At 61.6% G+C, this 21,286-nt stretch carries 28 protein-coding genes and 1 tRNA gene; 19 read left to right on the forward strand and 10 right to left on the reverse strand.

The window, feature by feature from the left end:
* Nucleotides 1-80: 80 nt before the first annotated feature.
* Nucleotides 81-302: a DUF2171 domain-containing protein gene (locus tag A7A77_RS08045; RefSeq protein WP_066556156.1), complete on the reverse strand. Its 222-nt coding sequence runs from the start codon at nucleotides 300-302 to the stop codon at nucleotides 81-83.
* A gap of 212 nt (nucleotides 303-514) precedes the next feature.
* Nucleotides 515-688: a hypothetical protein gene (locus A7A77_RS17795; RefSeq protein ID WP_156500481.1), complete on the reverse strand. Its 174-nt coding sequence runs from the start codon at nucleotides 686-688 to the stop codon at nucleotides 515-517.
* 230 nt (nucleotides 689-918) lie between these two features.
* Between A7A77_RS17795 and A7A77_RS08050 the strand changes: the two genes are divergently transcribed.
* A complete protein-coding gene (locus A7A77_RS08050; RefSeq protein ID WP_066556157.1) occupies nucleotides 919-1,308 on the forward strand; it encodes a PepSY domain-containing protein in 390 nt (129 codons plus the stop codon).
* Between the two features lie 65 nt (nucleotides 1,309-1,373).
* On the opposite strand, the gene A7A77_RS08055 is transcribed toward A7A77_RS08050, so the two are convergent.
* Nucleotides 1,374-1,634 carry a DUF2171 domain-containing protein gene (locus A7A77_RS08055; protein WP_066556159.1) on the reverse strand — a complete coding sequence of 87 codons (261 nt, stop codon included), beginning with the start codon at nucleotides 1,632-1,634 and terminating at the stop codon, nucleotides 1,374-1,376.
* 401 nt (nucleotides 1,635-2,035) lie between these two features.
* Here A7A77_RS08055 and A7A77_RS08060 point away from each other — a divergent pair, with 401 nt between their 5' ends.
* From A7A77_RS08060 to A7A77_RS08075, 5 genes are all read left to right on the forward strand, one after another.
* Nucleotides 2,036-3,085: a ribonucleotide-diphosphate reductase subunit beta gene (locus tag A7A77_RS08060; RefSeq protein ID WP_066556164.1), complete on the forward strand. Its 1,050-nt coding sequence runs from the start codon at nucleotides 2,036-2,038 to the stop codon at nucleotides 3,083-3,085.
* A gap of 96 nt (nucleotides 3,086-3,181) precedes the next feature.
* A complete protein-coding gene (locus A7A77_RS17450) occupies nucleotides 3,182-3,685 on the forward strand; it encodes a Panacea domain-containing protein (RefSeq protein ID WP_082836006.1) in 504 nt (167 codons plus the stop codon).
* A gap of 12 nt (nucleotides 3,686-3,697) precedes the next feature.
* Nucleotides 3,698-4,381 (forward strand): hypothetical protein, encoded by a 684-nt coding sequence (locus A7A77_RS17800; protein ID WP_156500482.1) that lies wholly within the window; start codon nucleotides 3,698-3,700, stop codon nucleotides 4,379-4,381.
* A 35-nt stretch (nucleotides 4,382-4,416) separates the two neighbouring features.
* A complete protein-coding gene (locus A7A77_RS08070; protein ID WP_066556170.1) occupies nucleotides 4,417-4,707 on the forward strand; it encodes an excalibur calcium-binding domain-containing protein in 291 nt (96 codons plus the stop codon).
* A gap of 87 nt (nucleotides 4,708-4,794) precedes the next feature.
* Complete coding sequence (locus A7A77_RS08075; protein WP_066556172.1) at nucleotides 4,795-5,631, forward strand: class I SAM-dependent methyltransferase; 837 nt, start codon at nucleotides 4,795-4,797, stop codon at nucleotides 5,629-5,631.
* 199 nt (nucleotides 5,632-5,830) lie between these two features.
* On the opposite strand, the gene ppk2 is transcribed toward A7A77_RS08075, so the two are convergent.
* Nucleotides 5,831-6,604: a polyphosphate kinase 2 gene (ppk2, locus tag A7A77_RS08080; RefSeq protein ID WP_066556174.1), complete on the reverse strand. Its 774-nt coding sequence runs from the start codon at nucleotides 6,602-6,604 to the stop codon at nucleotides 5,831-5,833.
* 12 nt (nucleotides 6,605-6,616) lie between these two features.
* On the reverse strand, nucleotides 6,617-7,024 hold the full coding sequence (locus A7A77_RS08085; RefSeq protein WP_066556176.1) for a hypothetical protein: 408 nt from the start codon (nucleotides 7,022-7,024) through the stop codon (nucleotides 6,617-6,619).
* Nucleotides 7,025-7,181: 157 nt separating this feature from the next.
* On the opposite strand from A7A77_RS08085, the gene A7A77_RS08090 reads away from it, so the two are divergent.
* From A7A77_RS08090 to A7A77_RS08105, 4 genes are all read left to right on the forward strand, one after another.
* Nucleotides 7,182-8,834 (forward strand): lysine--tRNA ligase, encoded by a 1,653-nt coding sequence (locus tag A7A77_RS08090; RefSeq protein ID WP_082836007.1) that lies wholly within the window; start codon nucleotides 7,182-7,184, stop codon nucleotides 8,832-8,834.
* 2 nt (nucleotides 8,835-8,836) lie between these two features.
* Nucleotides 8,837-9,229 carry a metallopeptidase family protein gene (locus A7A77_RS08095; RefSeq protein ID WP_425388551.1) on the forward strand — a complete coding sequence of 131 codons (393 nt, stop codon included), beginning with the start codon at nucleotides 8,837-8,839 and terminating at the stop codon, nucleotides 9,227-9,229.
* 57 nt (nucleotides 9,230-9,286) lie between these two features.
* Entirely contained in the window at nucleotides 9,287-9,742 is a 456-nt protein-coding gene (locus A7A77_RS08100) for a MaoC family dehydratase (protein ID WP_066556179.1), read from the forward strand.
* 143 nt (nucleotides 9,743-9,885) lie between these two features.
* Nucleotides 9,886-9,962, forward strand: a tRNA-Asp gene (locus tag A7A77_RS08105).
* A gap of 67 nt (nucleotides 9,963-10,029) precedes the next feature.
* Here A7A77_RS08105 and A7A77_RS08110 read toward each other — a convergent pair.
* From A7A77_RS08110 to A7A77_RS08125, 4 genes are all read right to left on the reverse strand, one after another.
* Nucleotides 10,030-10,257 (reverse strand): DUF2842 domain-containing protein, encoded by a 228-nt coding sequence (locus tag A7A77_RS08110; protein WP_066556181.1) that lies wholly within the window; start codon nucleotides 10,255-10,257, stop codon nucleotides 10,030-10,032.
* Nucleotides 10,257-10,841, reverse strand: coding sequence for a 5-formyltetrahydrofolate cyclo-ligase (locus tag A7A77_RS08115; protein WP_245638428.1), 585 nt, complete (start codon nucleotides 10,839-10,841; stop codon nucleotides 10,257-10,259). The genes A7A77_RS08110 and A7A77_RS08115 overlap by 1 nt, the downstream gene beginning before the upstream one ends.
* A 344-nt stretch (nucleotides 10,842-11,185) precedes the next feature.
* Nucleotides 11,186-11,506, reverse strand: a complete 321-nt coding sequence (locus A7A77_RS08120; protein WP_066556183.1) for a cell division protein ZapA — start codon at nucleotides 11,504-11,506, stop codon at nucleotides 11,186-11,188.
* On the reverse strand, nucleotides 11,506-11,715 hold the full coding sequence (locus A7A77_RS08125) for a hypothetical protein (RefSeq protein ID WP_216635563.1): 210 nt from the start codon (nucleotides 11,713-11,715) through the stop codon (nucleotides 11,506-11,508). Before A7A77_RS08125 ends, A7A77_RS08120 begins: the two co-directional genes overlap by 1 nt.
* Before the next feature lie 273 nt (nucleotides 11,716-11,988).
* On the opposite strand from A7A77_RS08125, the gene tkt reads away from it, so the two are divergent.
* Genes tkt through A7A77_RS08150 form a run of 5 tightly spaced genes read left to right on the forward strand, consistent with a single transcriptional unit; the run spans nucleotide 11,989 to nucleotide 17,632 of the window.
* On the forward strand, nucleotides 11,989-14,010 hold the full coding sequence (tkt, locus tag A7A77_RS08130; RefSeq protein ID WP_066556490.1) for a transketolase: 2,022 nt from the start codon (nucleotides 11,989-11,991) through the stop codon (nucleotides 14,008-14,010).
* A gap of 17 nt (nucleotides 14,011-14,027) precedes the next feature.
* Nucleotides 14,028-15,035, forward strand: coding sequence for a type I glyceraldehyde-3-phosphate dehydrogenase (gene gap / locus A7A77_RS08135; protein ID WP_066556189.1), 1,008 nt, complete (start codon nucleotides 14,028-14,030; stop codon nucleotides 15,033-15,035).
* 19 nt (nucleotides 15,036-15,054) lie between these two features.
* Nucleotides 15,055-15,528 (forward strand): MOSC domain-containing protein, encoded by a 474-nt coding sequence (locus tag A7A77_RS08140; RefSeq protein ID WP_082836009.1) that lies wholly within the window; start codon nucleotides 15,055-15,057, stop codon nucleotides 15,526-15,528.
* The gene (locus tag A7A77_RS08145) at nucleotides 15,525-16,724 is read left to right on the forward strand and encodes a phosphoglycerate kinase (RefSeq protein ID WP_066556192.1); all 1,200 of its coding nucleotides are present in this window, start codon (nucleotides 15,525-15,527) and stop codon (nucleotides 16,722-16,724) included. The genes A7A77_RS08140 and A7A77_RS08145 overlap by 4 nt, the downstream gene beginning before the upstream one ends.
* A gap of 35 nt (nucleotides 16,725-16,759) precedes the next feature.
* Complete coding sequence (locus tag A7A77_RS08150; RefSeq protein WP_066556194.1) at nucleotides 16,760-17,632, forward strand: fructose bisphosphate aldolase; 873 nt, start codon at nucleotides 16,760-16,762, stop codon at nucleotides 17,630-17,632.
* Nucleotides 17,633-17,688: 56 nt separating this feature from the next.
* On the opposite strand, the gene A7A77_RS08155 is transcribed toward A7A77_RS08150, so the two are convergent.
* Nucleotides 17,689-18,105 carry a hypothetical protein gene (locus A7A77_RS08155; RefSeq protein WP_066556196.1) on the reverse strand — a complete coding sequence of 139 codons (417 nt, stop codon included), beginning with the start codon at nucleotides 18,103-18,105 and terminating at the stop codon, nucleotides 17,689-17,691.
* A gap of 41 nt (nucleotides 18,106-18,146) precedes the next feature.
* Between A7A77_RS08155 and thiE the strand changes: the two genes are divergently transcribed.
* The 4 genes from thiE (at nucleotide 18,147) to A7A77_RS08175 (ending at nucleotide 21,257) form a co-directional block, all read left to right on the forward strand.
* Nucleotides 18,147-18,815, forward strand: coding sequence for a thiamine phosphate synthase (thiE, locus tag A7A77_RS08160; protein WP_066556199.1), 669 nt, complete (start codon nucleotides 18,147-18,149; stop codon nucleotides 18,813-18,815).
* A gap of 78 nt (nucleotides 18,816-18,893) precedes the next feature.
* Nucleotides 18,894-20,111 carry a L,D-transpeptidase family protein gene (locus A7A77_RS08165; RefSeq protein ID WP_066556200.1) on the forward strand — a complete coding sequence of 406 codons (1,218 nt, stop codon included), beginning with the start codon at nucleotides 18,894-18,896 and terminating at the stop codon, nucleotides 20,109-20,111.
* The gene (locus tag A7A77_RS08170; protein WP_066556201.1) at nucleotides 20,108-20,803 is read left to right on the forward strand and encodes a M23 family metallopeptidase; all 696 of its coding nucleotides are present in this window, start codon (nucleotides 20,108-20,110) and stop codon (nucleotides 20,801-20,803) included. Before A7A77_RS08165 ends, A7A77_RS08170 begins: the two co-directional genes overlap by 4 nt.
* A 10-nt stretch (nucleotides 20,804-20,813) precedes the next feature.
* Nucleotides 20,814-21,257, forward strand: coding sequence for a cupin domain-containing protein (locus A7A77_RS08175; protein ID WP_066556205.1), 444 nt, complete (start codon nucleotides 20,814-20,816; stop codon nucleotides 21,255-21,257).
* Nucleotides 21,258-21,286 lie beyond the last annotated feature (29 nt).

Genomic DNA, 21,286 nt, shown 5'->3' on the forward strand with positions numbered 1-21,286 from the left:
TCCGCCGGGCTTCCCGCATACCGCGTTTGACGGCATGGTCATGATCGTGGGCCATACAGGCCGGTAAAGGGATTCGGTGGTCAGCCGACGCCTTCGGGGATCATGGCATCCTGTTTCAGGTAGATGCGGTTGTCGTCGATACGGTCCACGTCTTCCAGCTTCAGGAAGTGGTGCATGTTGTCGCTCGAATCCGTGCGGGTCAGCTTGATGCGTTCACCCTCGACCTCGTCTACGGTGCCGACGTGTTGGCCCGTGGAATCGGTGACTTCCATGTGTTCCTTGATGCGTAGCTTCTCGAACATGTCTGCTCCTATCTGTCTGTTTTCACATAACTAACGGACAGGGCAAGCGATCGGTCCACGACCTGGCGGGCGTGCTGAACGCCTCATGGAAACCACAGGGAAATCATCCCCCGCCTACCTTCGGTTCGCGCCCGCGCGCCTTGGCGGCGGCGGTGCCGGCATGAACCTTCGGATAGGGGGAGCGGCGGGGGATGCGCCCGTTTGCCGGGTCTTCAGGAAACCGAGAGATAGATGCCGCTGGGCTCCACCATGTTGATGTGGTTCACGCTGTAATCCTTGCCGCCGGCGGTGAAATCGTCGCCGGAAATGCTGTCGACGCTGCCCACCGGGCGACCGGCGACATCGAACACGGCCATGCCGTTCTTCACTCCAAGTTTCTCAAGCATAGCAAACTCCTCTGGTCTCGCGCGGTGGAGGTCGCGCAGTGCGAAGAATGCCGTATAAATTGCGAACGCGATGCAAATGGGCGTGGTTGCCCTGAATTTGACAGAGTGTGCTTACCGGTCGGTTTACCTTCGCAACCGTTACAATCTGCGACGCAAGGTGACTTGGCCCGTGCGTGTCGTTCCCCTACCCGCCGACCGATTGTCGGATTTTTACACAAAAGGGGAAACAAATGCGCAAATGGCACCGCTGGCTGTCGGTCCTGTTCGGAGTATTCCTGTTGTGGATCGCCATCACCGGCGTGTTGAGCCAGGTCGCCGTGCTATGGCCTGCCGGAAGCGATCCTGCCGCAGCCGCCGCAGCCATACCGCCCGAAGGCTTCGTCTGCCCCGAAGGCTGGCGCTGCATGCCGCCACGCCCCGATGCCACCGGCATTCGCGGCATGGTCGGCCTGTTCCACCACTTGCATTCGGGGGAGACGTTCGGCCCCGTCGGCACCGCGATCTCGGTCCTGTCGGGCCTTGCCATGATCTTCTTCGGCTTTTCCGGCATTTGGCTCTACGTGCAGATGTGGCGCAATCGTAAGCGCCGCAGCCTTTCGTCCAGGCTGTTCTGGAAATAACGAAAAAGCCCCCTGCCGCGTGATGCGGGCAGGGGGCTTCCGGTTCACCCGACGGAAGGAAAACGTCAGGCTTCCTGCGTAAACAGTTCCGCCGCATTGGCGCCGGTGGCCGACAGGCGCACCTTGTCGCCCTCTACACCGGCGACAAGGCCTAGCGGCAGGTAGTGGTGGTGGCCGTGGTGGCTTTCCTGTTCGAAGCCGGCGTCGCTGCTGTCCTTGGTCAGCTTGATGCGTTCGCCCTCTACCGCGTCCACGGTGCCGACATGGGCACCGTCCGCGCCGATCACTTCCATGTGTTCGCGGATGCCGTTTGCGATGTCGTTCATTGCTCTGCTCCCATGTTGGGGTCATCTATCGGGTACCGCCCGGGGCGAAGGGGAATAAGTCCCCGGGCGGCTCGTATGGTAAACGACCCGCAACCCCCTCGCGTTCCACCCGAAATGCCCGATTTCGGCCCCATTCAGCCTTATTCGGCCACACCCGCGACGAGCGGCGCAGCGCTTGCGGCCAGCCGTGCGAAAAGGCCCGATATCTTTTGCGCGCGCGCCGCCGTCCCCATATTATCAACAGGGCGATGCGCCGTTTTGCGTTCAGCTGCCATTCCGCGCTGGGGAAAAGCCTTCCAGCGCTAGCGGCCCGCAGGCCTGCCCCATGCTATATCTTGTGGCTCGTGCTGGTGAATCGCGCACCTGCGCCAAATGCTCAAGACGAACGGAGAACACCGCCCATGTCGCTGCTCGAAGCCCGCAAGACCTACAAGCCGTTCGAATACCCCTGGGCGTACGAGTTCTGGAAGCGGCAGCAGCAGGTCCACTGGATGCCGGAGGAAGTCCCTCTGGGCGAGGATTGCCGCGACTGGGCGCAGAAGCTGTCGGATCACGAACGCAACCTGCTGACGCAGATCTTCCGCTTCTTCACACAGGCCGACGTGGAGGTGCAGGACTGCTACCACGAAAAGTACGGCCGCGTGTTCAAGCCGACAGAGGTGAAGATGATGCTGGCCGCGTTCTCCAACATGGAGACGATCCACATCGCCGCCTATTCCCACCTGCTGGATACGATCGGCATGCCCGAAAGCGAGTACGGCATGTTCCTCGAATATTCGGAGATGAAGGACAAGCACGACTACCTTCAGCAGTTCGGCGTGGACAGTGACGAGGATATCGCCCGCACGCTGGCCATGTTCGGCGGCTTTACCGAAGGGCTGCAGCTTTTCGCCAGCTTCGCCATGCTGATGAACTTCCCGCGCTTCAACAAGATGAAGGGCATGGGCCAGATCGTGTCATGGTCGGTGCGCGACGAATCGCTCCACTGCGAAGGGATCACGCGCCTGTTCCACGCCTTCGTCGCCGAACGCGGCTGCCTGACCAAGGCGGTGAAGGAAGACATCATCGACTGCTGCCAGAAAACGGTGCGGCTCGAAGACGCCTTCATCGACCTTGCCTTCGAACAGGGGCCGGTTCCGGGCATGAGCGCGAAGGAAATCAAGCGCTACATCCGCTATATCGCCGACTGGCGCCTGGGCCAGCTGGGCCTGCCCGAAATCTACATGATCGAGGAACATCCGCTGCCGTGGCTGACGCCGCTGCTGAACGGGGTGGAGCACGCCAATTTCTTCGAAACCCGCGCGACCGAATATTCGAAGGGCGCAACGCGTGGCAACTGGCAGGACGTGTGGTCCAACTTCGACAGCCGCCGCAAGGCGAGCAAGGGCGAAGAAGCCAACGACGCCGAGGACGAAGGTCCGGGTTTGTTCGGAGAAGAAGCGGCGGAGTGATTTGATAAATTCGTAGCTTGCTGCTAAGGAACGAATACGGAACAAAGTTCAGTTGGTTTCATAACGACAGCCAACCAATCGTTAAGGACGTTCATCATGTATGATGTGCGGGATGTGGCGAACTTTACGCTTGATTATGCCGATGAACATAACTTCGGTATCACCAATCTAGCGCTTCAGAAGTTGCTATATTTTGCTCATGGATGGTTCTTTGCAATATTCGAAGAGCCCCTGATCAAGAACAAGTTCGAAGCATGGCAATATGGTCCAGTTCAGAGAGTGCTATATGATCAGTTTAAAGCGCTAAAGGATAGGCCGATTAAAGGTTTAAGGGCTACTTATATTGATCCATTAAATGGAAATCCGCATTATAAAACTCCAAAAATCTGCGATGATCATGCTTCCGTGATACGAGCGGTTCTTCAGAAGTATCAGCGTTATTCTGCTGGAGAACTAGTCACGGAAAGCCATGTCGAAGATAGCCCTTGGGAATTTGTTTGGCAGCAAGCGGAAGATGCAATTTATCCGGGCATGAAAATTCCTGATGCCTTGATCCTTGACCACTTCAAGCGGCTTAATCCAATTTTAACCTTGCACTAAGGAGCGAAGGCAGTGCCACGTGTCGTTAACTTCATGGACGCAGCGCGAATGACTGCGAGTACGTCCCGTGAAACGGCGTACCGGGTAAGCACATATTTTGGAGAAGCTGGTCCATTCAGTTACGGCAAGGTGCGTGCACTTACAGGTCGGTTGCTTGCTGGCGAACTTCCATTCCGTGTCCTGACTGCAGGAATTGAAAAGGTTGCATTCGAGCTTTCTCGTAAGTGCAATCTTGATGTCGCTAAGCTCCTTTACGCATGCACAGCATTTCGCAATTGCCCTTCCTATCAACTCAAGCGGGCACTCTATCCGATTGATCGTGATTTCGCTCTTGGTGTGCGTCCTGAAACGGTCGTCGTTGTCGATGGCGTCCCAAATCTTGTCTTTCTTCAACCTCGCAAGAATCCTGTTCCTTGGGCTTTCAATGCGCCGTTCATGCGCAGACTCCTTGAAGAATTGTTCGGCGATTACTTCGATGAATTTCGCTTGTGGCTTGTCGATACTGAAGCCGATGATGGGGATGAACGAACCTTAAAGTTAGTGGATCTTCAGGCGGTTTCGCCGATGCCTGAGCGTGAATTTATTAGGCGTATCGCATCATTGCGAAATGCTTGGAGGCTTCATCTCAAGGCACCTGCAAAACGCAAAGAGCGCCGAAAGGATCAAGATGATGGGCAGGCTGATCTGTGGTCTTAACCCCAACCTAACCATATTCCCCTAACCTCCGGCGCATGAACGCACTCGTTCGCCGTTTGCCCATTCCCCTGATCGTGGGGACTTTCCTGCTGCTGACGCAGACGGGATGGTTCGATGGCGTCATCAAGGTGCGCGGGGGTGACGATCCGGTCTACATGTCCGAAGACAACCCCTGGGCCATTTCCGGAGAGGCGCGTTCGACCGAGGCTGCCGTCTGGTTCGGCACGTGCGGGGATGCGAACCGGCGCGGCCATTCCGCCATCGCGCGGGGCGAGCCCGGCTATCGCGACGAACTAGATCCGGATGGCGACGGCATCGCCTGTTAGGCGCGCCGCCCGCCTCACACCCTCCATCTTTGTAATCCGGCCCCGCAAGGCGTAGGGTCCTGCCTGCAATTGCGGGGAGTGCGCGTGATGGTCGAAGCCACAGACAGCAAGCCCAGGGATACCAGACCGGCCGGCGATACCGTTTTCGCAGGGTCGATCCCCGCGACGTATGACGAATGCCTCGTCCCCACGCTGTTCGCGCCCTATGCCCGCGATCTCGTCGCCCGCGCGGTAGCCTGCCGCCCGAAACGTGTGCTGGAAATCGCCGCCGGAACCGGTGTCGTCACCCGCCTGCTGGCTGATGCACTGCCCGATGCGAAGATCGTGGCGACGGACCTTAACGCCGACATGCTGGCCATCGCCTGCGAAAACGGGGAAGGGCGCAACGTGCGTTACCGCGTGGCCGATGCGCAGGCGCTGACTTTCACGAACGCCAGTTTCGATCTGGTCGTGATCCAGTTCGGCGCGATGTTCTTTCCCGATCGCGTCGCCGCCTATGCCGGAATGCGCCGCGTGCTGGGCAAGGGCGGCACGCTGCTGTTCAACGCATGGAACACGCTGGAGAGCAATCCGGGCAGCCATGCGGTGCAGCGCGCGATTTGCGACATTTTGCCCGATCCCGGGCCGACGTTCCTGCCGCGCACGCCCTTCGGTTATCACGATGCCGATCTGATCGCGCGCGAACTGGATGCGGCGGGCTTTGCAGAAGTTGCCGTGGAACAGGTCGCCTTGCGCTCCCCGCCCGCGAGCGCTGCGATGCTGGCGCGCGGCTATTGCCTTGGCACGCCCGTTTCCGGTGAACTGGCCCGCCATCCAAAACGCTTGCGCGATGCAGCACTGGCCGCCGCCATTGCAGAGGCGCAGCGGACGGAACCGGAAGACGGCTTCCCCATGTCCGCCCACGTCGCGACGGCAAGGGTTTAGGGGCGCAGGTTAGCGCCCCCCGCCAAACCGTTTTCCTACACGCGGCGATCCTGCCATCGTTGCCCCGAACCGCTCACGCCGGTGGGCAAGGGCGGGGCGGGCGGAAATGTGTAACCCTGTCGCGCAGGGGCGAAGGCCAAGGGTTTGTGCGGGTTTGCGGGGGCTGGGGGAGGGTGACAGGGTGTAACCTTTGTCACCTTCAGTCGGGATCGGGGTAATCCTCGATCGGGCGCAAGATCTTCAATTCCTCGCCCAGCGGTTCGTGGCCCAGATCGGGCCAGTCGATCGCCTCCGGCTCGACATGGGTGTCGGGCAGCCGGTCCAGCAAGTGGCGGATCAGCGTCAGCCGCCCGCGCTTCTGGTCGTTGAAATCGACCACGGTCCACGGCGCCCATGCCGAATGGGTCGCGGCAAAAATCGCCTCCCGCGCGGCGGTATAGTCGGCATATTTCGACCGCGCGGCAACATCGGTGGGGGAAAGTTTCCAACGCTTCAGCGGATCGTCCAGCCGCTCCCTGAAGCGTTCCTCCTGGCTCTGCTGGCTGGCGGAAAGCCAGTACTTGAACAAGCGGATGCCGTCATCGACGAGCATCTTTTCGAAGATCGGCGCGGCGCGCAGGAAATGGGCAACCTGCTCCTCGCTCGCCCAGCCCATCACCCGCTCCACCCCGGCGCGGTTGTACCAGCTGCGGTCGAACAGCACGATTTCGCCGGCAGCGGGCAGGTGGGCGGTATAGCGCTGGAAATACCACTGCGTCTGCTCGTCAGCGCTGGGCTTGGGCAGTGCGGCGATGCGGCACTGACGCGGATCGAGGTGGTTGTGAATGGCCTTGATCGCACCGCCCTTGCCGGCGGTGTCGCGCCCTTCGAAGACGACGACAATGCGCTCGCCCTTCGCCCGCGCCCATCGCGCCATGCCGACAAGTTCAAGCGCCAGATTTTCAAGCGCGTTCTGGTAGTTGCCGTTCTTCACTGAATGATGTCGTCAATGCGCGGATTCGATCGGAGCGATGGTGGCAAGCTGGCTACCCCCGCAGCCGACAATGACGCTGGAATATGCGGGCAGGGCCGGCTTGATCTCCAGCCGCACCTGCTCCCACCCCGATGCGCGATCAGCCGGCGCAATCGTCAGCGCGACACGCTGACCGGGCGGCATCATCCGGTCGGTCGGCTCCGCCGCCAGTGTCGCTGTGGCGTTTTCGGGCAGTAGCACTTCGCCGGTAACGATCAGTGTCGGCACGGCATCGGGGCCGGGCATGGCATTGATCCAAGCTGCCCAGCCGCGCGTTTCGGTGGGGCAGACCGGCAGCGCCTCCGCCTCGCCAGTCGTGGCGCACCCTGAAAGAAGCACGCCGAACCCCGAAGCGACGATGGCCAACCACGATTTGCGCATGATCCGGAATACTCCCCAAAGACTTGCCGTGCGGCAAGGATACAATGCCAAGGATACAATGAATGCACGCAAAGCCAACCGGATCGTGTAGCGGGAAGACGGGGCAGTCCTCCATCCCCCTTGAATATTGCGTCCGCGAAGGCCAAAGCGCGCAACCATGAACACGATTACCGACGCCCAGATACAGGCAGCCGCCGCATCCTCCAAGGCATGGCCTTTCCAGGAGGCGCAGCGCCTTGCCAAACGCTTTCCGAACGGCAAGCGCGACGCGGACGGCAATCTGGTGCCGGTGCTGTTCGAAACCGGCTACGGCCCATCGGGCCTGCCGCATATCGGCACGTTTCAGGAAGTGCTGCGCACCACCTTCGTGCGACGCGCCTATGAAGTTCTGACCGGTGGCCATCCCACCCGTCTTGTCGCGTTCTCGGACGATATGGACGGGCTTCGCAAGGTGCCCGACAATATCCCCAATGCAGGTGTGCTGGCCGAAAACCTCGGCAAGCCGCTCAGCCGTATCCCCGATCCGTTCGGCACGCATGAAAGCTTCGCGCATCACAACAACGGACGCCTTTGCGACTTTCTCGACCGGTTCGGGTTCGACTACGAATTCGTTTCGGCCAGCGATCGCTACAATTCGGGCGCTTTTGACGATGCGTTGAAGAACGTCCTGCGTCACTATGATGCGATCATGGGCGTTATGCTGCCCACCCTGCGCGCAGAGCGGCAGGCAACATATTCGCCGGTCCTGCCGGTCAGCCCGACCAGCGGCATTGTGCTGCAGGTGCCAATCGAGGTTGTGGATGCCGAACAGGGCCTTGTCCGCTTTACCGACGAAGACGGGACGAGCGTCGAGCAGTCGATCCTTGGCGGCAAGGCCAAGCTGCAGTGGAAGGTCGACTGGGCGATGCGCTGGGTGGCGCTGGGCGTTGATTACGAGATGTGCGGCAAGGATCTGACCGACAGCGTCACGCAATCCGGCAAGATTGCCAAGATCCTCGGCGGTCGCAAGCCGGAGGGCATGATTTACGAGCTGTTCCTCGACGCGAATGGAGAGAAGATATCCAAGTCGAAGGGCAATGGCCTGACGATCGAGGAATGGCTGACCTACGGCAGCGAGGAGAGCCTTGGCTTCTACCTGTTTCGTGAACCCAAGAGCGCCAAGCAACTCCACGTCGGCATCATCCCCAAGGCGGTGGACGAATACTGGCAGTTCCGCGAAAAGCTGCCGGCCCAGCCGCTGGAGCAGCAGCTGGGCAATGCAGCATGGCACCTGCTTGGGGCCAATGGCGGCCATCAGGGTTTGGACCTGCCAGGTGCGGGTGACAGCCTGCCGGTAACCTACGGCTTGTTGCTCAACCTTGTCGGCGTGCTTGGCGCCGGGGCCAACCGGGAGCAGGTCTGGTCCTACCTTGGCAACTATATCCACGATCCCGACCCGGCGGACCATCCCGATCTCGACGTGCTGGTCGATCGTGCGCTGGCCTACAATCGCGATTTTGTTGCGCCAACACTGGTGAAGCGTGCGCCGGAGGCGAACGAGGCGAGGGCGCTGGATGCGCTCGACAGGGCGCTGGCCGGATTCGATGCCGATACCCCTGCAGAGGAGCTACAGACCGCGGTCTACGAGATCGGCAAGCGCGAGGAGTTCGCGTTTGGGAATCTGCGTGACTGGTTCAAGGCGCTTTACGAAACGCTGCTTGGTTCCTCTCAGGGCCCGCGCATGGGCAGTTTCATCGCGCTCTACGGCGTGGAGAATTCGCGCCGACTGATCGCTGACGCGCTCATGCGCACGAGTGCGGAGCAGGCCTGACTTTGAGCGGAGCGCCGCCCAGTGCCGCCACATTCGAGGCGCTGGCGGTAGCGGCATTGAACCGGTTGCCGGAGCCGTTTGCACAGCATCTGCGCGATATCGTCATCAGGGTCGAGGAATTCGCCGACGCGGAAACGCTGCAGGCGATGGATATCGAAAGCGAATGGGATCTGACGGGGCTTTATCACGGCTTGCCGCTGACCGATCAGTCGGTGTGGAGTTCGGGTGACATGCCGCCGCAGATCGTACTTTATCGCCAGCCGTTGCTGGCGGAATGGTGTGAGACCGGCGTCGCGCTGGAAGCGCTCATCACCCATGTCGTAGTCCATGAAATCGGCCATCATTTCGGCCTGAGCGACAACGACATGCACACGCTTGAACAGCAGGTGATCTAACCGGGTTCCGGATAGAGGAAACCGATCGCAATCAATGGCAAATCGGAGGGATAAGATATGGCCGGTGTTTGGTTCGACGAGATGGAAGTGGGGCAGGTCTTCCAGCATGCGATCCGCCGTACGGTGACGGAAACCGACAATGTCATGTTCACCTGCATGACGCACAACCCCGCCTATCTTCACCTCGACGAAGAATACATGAAGGGCACTCCGTACGGTCAGCGGTTGGTCAATAGTTGTTTCACGCTGTCGCTCATGGTCGGAATCTCGGTGAACGAAACGACGCTTGGTACCGCGGTTGCCAACCTTGGTTGGGATGAAGTGCGCTTTCCCGCGCCGGTGTTCCACGGGGACACGATTCGCGTGGAAACCGAAGTGCTCGAACTGCGCGAATCCAAGTCACGGCCGGATCAGGGAATCGTTACGTTCCAGCACCGCGCCTATAACCAGCGTGACGAACTGGTGGCCAGTTGCAAGCGCGCCGGGCTTCAGCTGAAGAAGCCGAAGGAGTGAGCGGGAGCGGCGGGTTTTCCACGCGGAATCGGGCTGTCGCGAAAAATTCATAAAATCCGCTTTGATGGGCGTTGACAGGGCGCGCGCCCTCCCATAGATGCGCGGCTCCCCAAGGGGTGCACGCCATCGCAAGCGTCAAGTTAGCGGGTGTAGCTCAGTTGGTTAGAGCGCCGGCCTGTCACGCCGGAGGTCGCGGGTTCGAGCCCCGTCACTCGCGCCACTTGGAGGAAAAGACAAAGGCCCGCGCAAGCGGGCCTTTCTCGTTTCTACCTTTCAGATCTGAAGCTCTATTCCGGCGGTGAGAAGCGGCCAGTCTCCATCCAGATCAGGAATCGCTTCAACGGCAGCAGCCATACGATTCCCAGAACCAGATAGACCGGTACCTGCAACAGCACGTGCCAGCGTGAAATCGGTTCGATGACCGTCACAACAGCCATGATGTAAAGGCCCATCGCGATCATCAGCGCCAATATGCCAACGGGCTTGCGCCAGGTCGGTTGCCAGTCGGGTCGCATCAGGGTTCGTGCCTTTCGAAGGGGCCATAAAGCCGCGTGGGCGTAACGATCGCAGCCAGAAGCCGGTCATGCGGTTCCAGCGGCAGCATGTCGACCTTCTGAACGTCCCAGGCAAGCCCGATCGGTGTTGCCTGCGGATTGGCGGCAAGCCATCGGTCGTAATGTCCGCCGCCCTGGCCCAGCCGCGCGCCGCTTTCGGTGAAACCGATCAGGGGGACGAACAGGACATCCGGCGTTACCTGCGGCGCATCGGCATCGGGCTGCAAGGAACCGTGTGGCGCGACCACGAGGTCACTGTCGCCATAAGGATCTTCCCAAGCGGCGAAAGTCATCTGTGCGCCGCGATCGGCAAAGCGCGGCAGGGCAAGGCGAAAGCCTTCCTCCTGAAAAAACCGCGCATAGCCGCCGGTCGGCGCTTCGGTCGGAATCGGGTGATACAGCGCAATCGTTGCACCATTCGGCACAAGGTCGAGAACCGGTCGCGGCGGACGCCGGAACAGCAGCGCGCGCGTACTGTCGTCAAGGCCCGCCACATGGGCCCGCCGCTTTTCCCGCAACCGCTTGCGCAACCTTGACTTGTCCAAGTCCGTTCTCCACCGGCCATTCAACAACGACTGCACCGGATTTTCGGTCAGGCCGATGCCGAAAATGGAGGAAGGCGAGAACCGGAGCGGAGCGACCGTCTGGTCGTGAGCACCGGAAGCGCAGACAGCCGCCATTTGCAGGCCGGCATGGGCGAAAAGCCGGTGTAGTCGGTGACGGGAACCACCGTGGGTCGTTTGCCGTGTGAAATCCTCTGACGCCTAAGCATCAGGTGGAGGCCGTTTCAGCCGGCCCACGAGCCAGCCAAGGGACAGCCCCCTAGGATTGGTTATAGCCTCAGGGATGTTCTGTCGGCTCGTGCCGGGCAGAACCCGTCGCCCATCATCTAGGCGTGGTGGTCCTCGCCCTCAAGGTGGCGGACGATATTTTCGATGCGCGAAGTGATGGAATCGATCCGTTTCGCGATGGCCTTGTCCTCGTCCCGGTCGATTGCGGGGCCGGTATTGCCTTCGCGCATGGCGTGCAGCTCGTCAGCCAGCACCAGCGCGCCGAACAGCAGCATGCGCGGTTCGGACTGTCCCACTGCGCCTGCATCGCGCACGCGGGTGTCGATCATCCGGCCAAGCAGGGCGATATGCGATTCCTCGCCCGGCTTGCAGGAGATGGCAAAGCGCCTGCCGCCGATTTCCAGATCAAGGTTCGCCATCAGCCGTGCTCCCCGAATTCTTCCAGCAGGACGTCGAGGTCTGCCAAGGCGTGGCCGACTTTTTCGCGCATGGCTTCGTGTGCGACCTTCAGTGATCGCAATTCGTTTTCCGCCGGATTGGGGCGCACCACGGCCTTTTCGAGCCTTGTCAGCATCGCATCCAGCCGCTCGAGCGCTCCGTCGAGTTCCAGTTTATCCGGTTCCGCCATTGTCTTGCTGTCTTCCCGTGCCTGATTGCCACCGATCACTAGCGCCCGTTGGCCAAGTCTGGCGCAGGTCGCAAACCGGTGATCCCCGTAAAAGCGATATGCGGACGCTGCTCTGCGATGATCGGCGCTGCAAGCGGAATAACGGTCCACATATGCAAGGGCATCTTCCACCTTCCAAAGGGAGCCTACCTTGACGCAGCCGCAGCATCCTCGCAATGCGTCGCCGCAAACGAATCACCCGCACCCGCGCGCTCAACGGGGAAACGCCTGATCATGACGACCACGACCACCAGCCTGGCAGGGATGGCCAACGCCATTCGTGCCCTTTCCATGGATGCGGTTCAGGCCGCCAATTCCGGGCACCCCGGAATGCCGATGGGCATGGCCGATGTCGCCACGGTCCTCTTCAAGGAATACCTGAAGTTCGACCCTGCCGCGCCGAAGTGGGACGATCGCGACCGTTTCGTGCTGTCGGCGGGCCACGGCTCGATGCTGATCTACTCGCTGCTCCACCTGACGGGTTACGCGCACCCGACGATGGACGAGATCCGCAATTTCCGCCAGCTCGGCAGCCCCTGCGCCGGACACCCCGAAAACTTCCTTCTCGACGGCGTGGAATGCACCACCGGACCGCTGGGCCAGGGCCTTGCGATGGCCGTCGGCATGGCGATTGCCGAACGTCACCTGAACGCGAAGCACGGCGACGAGCTTGTCGATCACCGCACCTGGGTGATCGCGGGCGACGGTTGTCTTATGGAAGGTATCAACCACGAAGCGATCGGCCTTGCCGGCAATCTCGGCCTTGGCCGCATGATCGTGCTGTGGGACGACAACAACATCACCATCGACGGCAAGGTCGAACTGTCCTCGAACGAGGATGTCGAGGCGCGTTACCGCTCTGCCAACTGGCACGTTGTGCGCTGTGACGGCCACGACGCCGCCGACATCCGCCGCGCGATCGACGAGGCGATTGCCGATCCGCGCCCCTCGCTGGTTGCATGCAAGACCGTCATCGGCAAAGGCGCGCCCAACAAGCAGGGCACCAGCGCCACGCACGGCTCGCCGCTTGGCGCGGACGAAGTCGCCGCAGCGCGCGCGGAACTGGGCTGGACAGCCGAACCGTTCGTTATCCCTGACGATATCGCCGCCGCATGGAAGGCGACGGGCGAACGCGGCAAGCAGGCCCATGCCGATTGGCAGGCCCGTATCGATAGCGATGCCGATCGCCGCGCGAAGTATTACGCTGCCTCGATGAAGGGCGATTCGGTCGCCTCGGCCGCGCTCGAAGGCTACATCGCCGATCTCGTCGCTAATCCGAAGAAGGTGGCGACCCGCAAGGCAAGCGAAATGGCGCTGGAGGTGCTGACTTCCGCGATCGACACGATGATCGGCGGTTCGGCTGACCTTACCGGTTCGAACAACACGAAGACCAAGTCGACCGATCCGCTCACCGCGGAAAACTATGGCGGCCGCTATGTCTATTACGGCATCCGCGAGTTCGGCATGGCTGCGGCGATGAACGGCATGGCACTGCATGGGGGCGTGATCCCCTATGGCGGTACGTTCCTGATCTTCTCCGACTATGCGCGCAACGCCATCCGCATGTCGGCGCTGCAGCAGACCGAAGTGGTCTATGTGCTTACGCACGATTCGATCGGCCTTGGCGAAGACGGCCCGACCCACCAGCCGGTGGAACAGGTCATGTCGCTGCGTCTGATCCCGAACCTCAACGTCTATCGCCCCGCCGACGTCATCGAAACGGCGGAATGCTGGGCGCTGTCGCTTTCCACGCCGGGCAAGTCGTCTGTTCTCGCGCTCACCCGCCAGAACCTGCCGCAGCTGCGCGGAGAGGGCGATGCGGACTGGAGTGCGAGCAGCAACCGTTCTGCCCGCGGTGCCTATCGCCTCGTTTCGGCAAGTGCGGCTCGCAAGGTGATCCTAATCGCCACCGGTTCCGAAGTCGAACTGGCCGTAAATGTCGCCAAGGCGCTTGAAGCGGACGGTATCGGTGCCGACGTGGTGTCGATGCCTTGTCAGGAGCTGTTCGACGCACAGGACGCAGCTTATCAGGCCGACGTGCTGGGCCACAACGATGCGGCGCGGCCCCTTCGCGTCTCGATCGAAGCCGGCGTCACCATGGGTTGGCAGAAGTACACCCACGCGGGCGCAGGGGTGATCGGCCTCAACATCGGCCTCGACCGCTTCGGCGCGTCTGCTCCCGCAGAGCAGCTTTTCGAGAAATTCGGCTTCACAGTCGATGCCATCGTGCCGCAGATCAAAGAGAAACTGAATTAAAGACAGGAGTTTAAGTCATGGCGACCAAGGTTGCGATCAACGGTTTCGGACGTATCGGGCGGCTTGTGGCCCGTGCCATCCTGGAGCGTGACGACCACGATCTCGAACTCGTTGCGATCAACGACCTTGCCAGCGTGAAGGCCAATGCGCTGCTGTTCCAGTACGATTCGACGCACGGCCGTTTCCCCGGCACCGTCGAAGCTGGCGAAGACAGCATCACCGTGAACGGCAAGACCATCGCCGTGACGTCAGAGCGTGAGCCCGGCAAGCTGCCGCATGCCGCCATGGGCGTCGACATCGTGCTCGAATGCACCGGCTTCTTCCAGTCCGACGAAGCGGCCCGTCCGCATATCGCCGCTGGCGCCAAGAAGGTGTTGATCTCGGCCCCGGCCACCGGCGTTTCGAAGACGATCGTGTTCGGCGTGAACCAGGGAACGTTGACGGCGGAAGACGATGTCGTTTCCAACGCATCGTGCACCACTAACTGCCTTGCCCCTGTTGCCAAGGTCCTGAACGACACCGTCGGCATCGAGCGTGGTTTCATGACCACGATCCACTCGTACACGAACGACCAGCGCATGCTGGACCAGATGCACTCCGACCTGCGCCGTGCGCGCGGCGGTGCGCAGAACATGATCCCGACCACGACCGGTGCTGCCCGCGCTGTTGGTCTCGTCCTGCCCGAGCTGAAGGGCAAGCTGGACGGTTCGAGCGTGCGTGTGCCGACGCCGAACGTCAGCCTTGTCGACCTGACCTTCGTGCCGAAGAAGGACACGACTGCCGAGGAACTGAACGCGGCGCTGAAGGCTGCTTCGGAAGGGGCGATGAAGGGTGTGCTTTATTACACCGATCAGCCGCTGGTTTCGTCGGACTTCAACCACTTCCCCGCCAGCTCGACGGTCGACAGCCTCGAAACCGCGGTTCTCGAAGGCAAGCTGGCCCGCGTCGTGTCGTGGTACGACAACGAATGGGGCTTCTCGAACCGCATGATCGACACTGCGGGCGTGATGGCGAGCTTCCTTTAAGAGAGAGCAAGCACAGGTCATGGGAAACAGCGGACGATTGGGCGGCATAGCGCGGCACGATCGTCCGCGTGGCCCCATGGAACTGATTGACGAGGCGCAAGTCACGCTTCGTGAAGGCATCGCGGGCGATTATCGCGGCGCGATGAAGCCGGACGGCCCGCGCAAGCGGCAGGTTTCACTGATAGAGGCCGAAAGCTGGGCTGCCGCCATGGCCGAACTCGGCATGGCGGCCGACACGATCGGATGGCAGGAACGCCGCGCCAACCTGCTGGTTGAGGGGTTGGCCCTCCCGCGGGAGGAAGGTGCGCGCATTCACATAGGGAGCGACGTCGTGATCGAGGTCGTTCAGGAATGCGACCCGTGCAGCCGCATGGAAGAAATCTACACCGGTCTGAAGGCCGCGCTTTCCCCCGATTGGCGGGGCGGAGTTTTGGGCCGCGTGCTTGCCGAAGGCACGATCCGCACCGGTGACACGATAAGGATCGAGAAATGAGCAATTTCCGCACGCTGGACGACATCGGCGATGTCGCCGGAAAGGTCGTGCTGGTTCGCGTGGATCTGAACCTGCCGATGAACGGCGGCTCGGTCACCGACAATACGCGCGTTCGTGCCTCCGAACCGACGATTCTCGAACTTGCCGATGCGGGCGCGAAGGTCCTGTTGCTGGCCCACTTCGGCCGGCCCAAGGGCGCGCGCAATTCCACGATGAGCCTTTCGATGGTCGTCGACGCGGTACAGGACGTGCTGGGCCGCGAGGTTATGTTCGTACCTGAAGTCGCCGGCGACATCGTCGCGCAGGCCATAGGCATCATGCGCAACGGCGATGTGTCCATCCTTGAAAACACCCGCTTCTGGCCGGGCGAGGAAAAGAACGACCCCGAATTCGCCAGGGCGATCGCGGCCAATGCCGATTTCTACGTTAACGACGCGTTTTCCGCAGCACACCGCGCCCACGCGACGACGGAAGGGCTCACGAAGTACCTCCCGTCCTTCGCCGGCCGCTCGATGCAGAAGGAGCTGGAGGCGCTGGACAAGGCGCTTGGCAACCCGGAAAAGCCGGTTGCGGCCGTTGTGGGTGGAGCAAAGGTTTCGTCGAAGCTGGACGTGCTGCGCCACCTTGTCGGACAGGTCGATCACTTGATCATCGGCGGCGGCATGGCCAATACCTTCCTTGCCGCGCGCGGTGTCGATGTCGGCAAGTCGCTTTGCGAGCATGACCTGACCGGCACGGCCGAAGCGATCATGGAAGCGGCGGATGCGGCCGGTTGCACGGTCCATCTGCCCTACGATGTGGTTGTTTCCAGGGAATTTGCGGCCAACCCGGCAAGCCTGCGTACGTGCAACGTTCACGAAGTCGCGGCTGACGAGATGATCCTTGATGTCGGCCCGATGGCTGTGGAGGCATTGGGCGACGTGCTCAAGACATGCCGCACACTGGTCTGGAACGGGCCGATGGGCGCGTTCGAGACAGAGCCCTTCGATGCGGCGACCGTGGCGCTGGCCCGCACTGCGGCGGCCCTGTCGAAGGAAGGCTCGCTCGTTTCCGTGGCGGGCGGCGGGGATACCGTTGCCGCGCTGAACCATGCGGGCGTGGCGCAAGATTTCACTTATATTTCAACTGCCGGCGGCGCTTTTCTCGAATGGATGGAAGGTAAGGAACTGCCCGGTGTTGCCGCCCTGTCGCTCTAACGCGGCGGCATTATTCAGAGAGGGTTTTTGAACTGATGGACATGAAGAAGCAGATCGCCGACTCGCAGGGTTTCATCGCTGCGCTGGACCAGTCGGGCGGTTCGACGCCAAAGGCGCTGCGCGGATACGGCGTGGAAGACAGCGAGTGGTCCGGCGACGAGGAAATGTTCGCCAAGATCCACGAAATGCGCAGCCGGATCATAACCAGCCCGTCGTTCTCGAACGGCAAGGTGATCGGTGCGATCCTGTTCGAAAAGACCATGGACGGTCAGGTCGAGGGCAAGCCGACCCCGCAGGCGCTGATCGATCGCGGCATCGTGCCGTTCATCAAGATCGACAAGGGTCTGGAGGACGAGGCCAATGGCGTGCAGATGATGAAGCCGATGCCCGAACTTGGCACCCTGCTGGCTCGTGCGAAATCGCTGGGCGTGTTCGGTACCAAGGAACGCTCGGTCATCAACGAGGTCAATCCCGAAGGGATCGCCGCCATCGTTGCCCAGCAGTTCGAAGTGGGCCGGCAGGTCCTTGCCGCCGGCCTCGTCCCGATGCTGGAGCCGGAATACAACATCAAGGCCGAGGGCCGCGCCGAAGGTGAGAAGATCCTGAAGGCCGAGATCCTCAAGAACCTTGAGAGCATGGACGAGCAGGTCATGCTCAAGCTGTCTATTCCGGTTGAGCCGAACCTCTACGCCGATCTGATCGCGCACCCCAAGGTGCTGGCCGTCGTTGCGCTTTCGGGCGGTTACTCGACGGACGAGGCTTGCGAGAAGCTGGCCGAGAACAAGGGTATGATCGCGAGCTTCAGCCGCGGCCTGCTGCAGGACTTGCGCGCCGGGCAGTCGGATGAGGAATTCGACGCGGTACTTGGCAAGGCGATCGACCAGATTTACGCGGCCAGCGTCGCCTGACCTGATCGGACATTGATCCGAAAAGGGCCGCTCTCCATACCGGAGGGCGGCCTTTTTTACAGGTGATAATCCATCGTGTAGCGGAAGCGGTAATCCTGCATCGGGATACCATCCTGAGGGCGCCGGGCAGGCAGCACTTCGATGAGAAGAAAGTCGTGACCGCGGACGGTCTGCCGCTCGCCGGAAACGAGGTTCACCGTCTCTCTCCAGCTCGGCGCGTCAATTTGCGTGGTGACGACTACCCGCCCGCCCCAGACGCATTGAACGCCTGTCGGGCAGCGGCTGTCTTCGTAGACTGCCTTGGCTGTCAGGACGAAATCCTCGTTGACGAGGACCGGTTGATCGATTGCGACGAAGCTGCCGACCGGTTCGGCCACGATCGGCGCATCGCTTGGATATGTCGCACAAGCACCGGTCGCCAGCGGGGCAAGCACCAGCGCCGCTGTCCGCAGAAGCATCTTTTGTATCGTCATTGCGCTTCACACTCCATCGCAGCCGTTCTAGAGGGCGGCTGATGAACACAACGTGCCAGCTCTACCTGATATCCCCGCTCGACGTTTCGGGCGACTTTCCCGAACGGCTCGCTCGCGCGCTCGATGCGGGGAAGGGCATCGTCACCGCTTTCCAGTTCCGGGTGAAAGGCATCGACGATCAGCATGAAGCCGCGCGCCTTGCCGAACCGCTGCAGGCGATCTGCGCGGACCGGGACGTCGGCTTCATCGTCAACGATGACATCGCGCTGGCCAAGCGGCTTGGCGCCGATGGCGTGCACCTTGGCCAGAGTGATGGCGAAGTGAAGGAGGCGCGGCAGCAGCTTGGCCGCGATGCGCAGATCGGCGTGACCTGTCACGACAGCCGCCATTTCGCCATGCAGGCGGGCGAGGACGGGGCCGACTACGTCGCGTTCGGCGCGTTCTTTCCCAGCACGACGAAGGAAACGGAACACCGCGCCGGGCTCGACCTGCTCGACTGGTGGTATCGCGTCTTCGAGCTACCCAGCGTCGCGATCGGCGGTATCACGCCCGAAAACTGCGCTCCGCTGGTCACTGCCGGTGCCGATTTCCTAGCCGTTTCAGGTTCGGTCTGGAACGGGGACGAGGTGAAGGCGGTGCGGGCGTTCGCCGAAGCGATTGCCGCCGCTCCCGTGCCGGACGCCGAAGGGCTACCCGACAGCGATAGCTGATCCGGCGTAGCGGCCGGACACAAACCGGCACTTGCGCGTTCACCCGAAGACCAATCGACAATGTCTTCGGGGATTCCAATGAAGTGCAAACCTGCCCTGTGTCTCGGCCTTTCGTTCGCGCTGGGCCTGTCGGCTTGTTCCAGCGAGCCCGAAACCACACCGACTCCCGAAGCGACAGCGACGCAGCAGGCAGACAGCAACTTCGCCGATGCGATGCGAAGCAACGATCGCGGTGATGCGGCTGAACAACCCGACATTCCCGATAGCGAGGACCGGCCCGTCATGCAGGCGCAGGTCGTGCTGGACCGGCTCGGCTTCTCTCCCGGCGTGGTGGACGGGAAAATGGGTATGTCGACCAAGAACGCTCTCGCTGCCTTTCAGGAAGCCAACGATCTGGACACGAGTGGCGAGATCGACACGGCAACCCGGGACGCGCTCACCCGCTGGCAGGAGTTCGCGGCAACCCGCATCGTGACCATCCCCGAGGAATTTGCAGTGGGCCGGTTCGAGGCGATTCCCGACGATCCGGCTGATCAGGCGAAGATGACACGCCTGGGATACGAATCTCTCGATGAAAAGCTGGCAGAGCGGTTTCATACGACGGTCGAGACGCTGAAAATGCTGAACCCTGACGGCAAGCCGGCGACGCTTGCCTCTGCCACGCCACAACCGGCAGCGTCGCCTTCACCGGACGCTACCGCCAGCGGCACCCCGGCTTCGGGGGCAAGCACGGTCGCCAAGCCCGGACCGAAAAGCGTTTTTGCCGCTGGGCAGCAAATCCGCGTGCCGAACATCGGGGGCGATTTCATCGATGCGGAAGCCGAAGTCGAGGATGACTGGCGCGATACATTGCGCATGCTGGGCGTGGGCACCGATCAGCCCGATGCCGCGAAGATCGTGGCGGACAAGTCGGAGAGCACGCTGAAAGCCTACGACGCCGAAGGGAAGCTGATCGCGGCCTTCACCATTACCAGCGGTTCCAGCCACGATCCCTTGCCGATCGGTGAATGGGATATCCTGGGCATCGCGCATAATCCGCCGTTTGCCTATGACCCAAGCCTGTTCTGGGACGTAGCCGATAGCGAGGAAAAACAACAGCTTCCGCCGGGCCCCAACGGACCCGTGGGCGTCGTGTGGATCGATCTTTCCAAGGAACACTATGGCATTCACGGCACGCCGGCGCCGGAAACCATCGGCAGGGCGGAAAGCCATGGCTGCGTGCGGCTGACGAACTGGGATGCGGCGCGCCTTGCCGAAATGGTGTCGCAGAAGACGCAAGTGATCTTTGAAAAATGACCGCGTCGACCGCCTCGTCCAAACCGGCAATTGCCGCAAGCCGACGGGGCGGTCTTGGTCGCGACTTGCGCCTTGTCCTGACAGTGGCTGGATTCACGTCGCTTGCGTGGATCGGGATCATCGCATTCGCCGGGCCGGATCTGTTCGCGCCAGAGCGTCCTGATGGCGAAACAGTTGCAACGAACGGCCAACGGGAGGAAGCGGCATTTGTCGTCCCGGCCCCGCCTGTTGATGACGGGTTGACCGTGCCAGTGTCAGGCAATCTGATTATCCCGGTCGATGGCGTACGCTACGGTGAACTTGTCGATACCTACAACGAGCCGCGCGGTGAGGAGCGGCACGAAGCGCTCGATATAATCGCTCCCGACGGAACGCCCGTTCTCGCCGCCGCGTCGGGGACGGTGGAAAAGCTGTTCCTGTCCGACGATGGCGGGAAAACGATCTACGTCCGCAGCCCGGATGGCTCTCGCATATATTACTACGCGCACCTTTCCGTTTATGCACCGGGCTTGGCCGAAGGCCAGTTTGTCGAGGCCGGGCGGCGTATCGGGCGTGTCGGTTCGAGCGGCAATGCCGATCCGGCAACGCCGCACCTCCATTTCGCCGTGATGCGGATGATACCGGACGAACCATGGTGGGAAGGCACGCCGATCAATCCCTATCCCTTGCTTGCGGCGCAAACAGGGGAATAAAGAGGCGTCCATGCAGGACGCGCGCGCAATCATCGACGGGCTTGATCTTAAGCCACATCCCGAAGGGGGCTGGTACCGTGAGACATGGCGTGAACCAGCCGTCACCGGCGCACGGGCGCAGGCAACCGGCATTCTGTTCCTGCTCGAAGCCGGACAGCGTTCGCATTGGCACCGGGTGGACGCGGCCGAATTCTGGATATTCAATGCCGGCGATCCTCTGAAGCTCTTGGGTGCGGGTGGAGAGGCAGGCGAGGTTGCGGTCGAGCCGGTCGTACTCGGCAGCGACGTGGAGGCAGGCCAAGTGATCCAGCACCTCTATCCGGCAGGGCGCTGGCAATCGGCGGAACCTTTGGGCCGGTGGACGCTCGTGACCTGCATCGTCGCGCCCGGTTTCGAATTCAGCGGCTCTGAACTCGCGCCCACTGGTTGGAACCCGCCTTCGCTTCAGGATTGAGGGAAGATACCCCCGCCGGCATTGCAAAT

This window comes from Croceicoccus bisphenolivorans (assembly GCF_001634625.1).
In the GTDB taxonomy this organism is placed as follows: domain Bacteria; phylum Pseudomonadota; class Alphaproteobacteria; order Sphingomonadales; family Sphingomonadaceae; genus Croceicoccus; species Croceicoccus bisphenolivorans.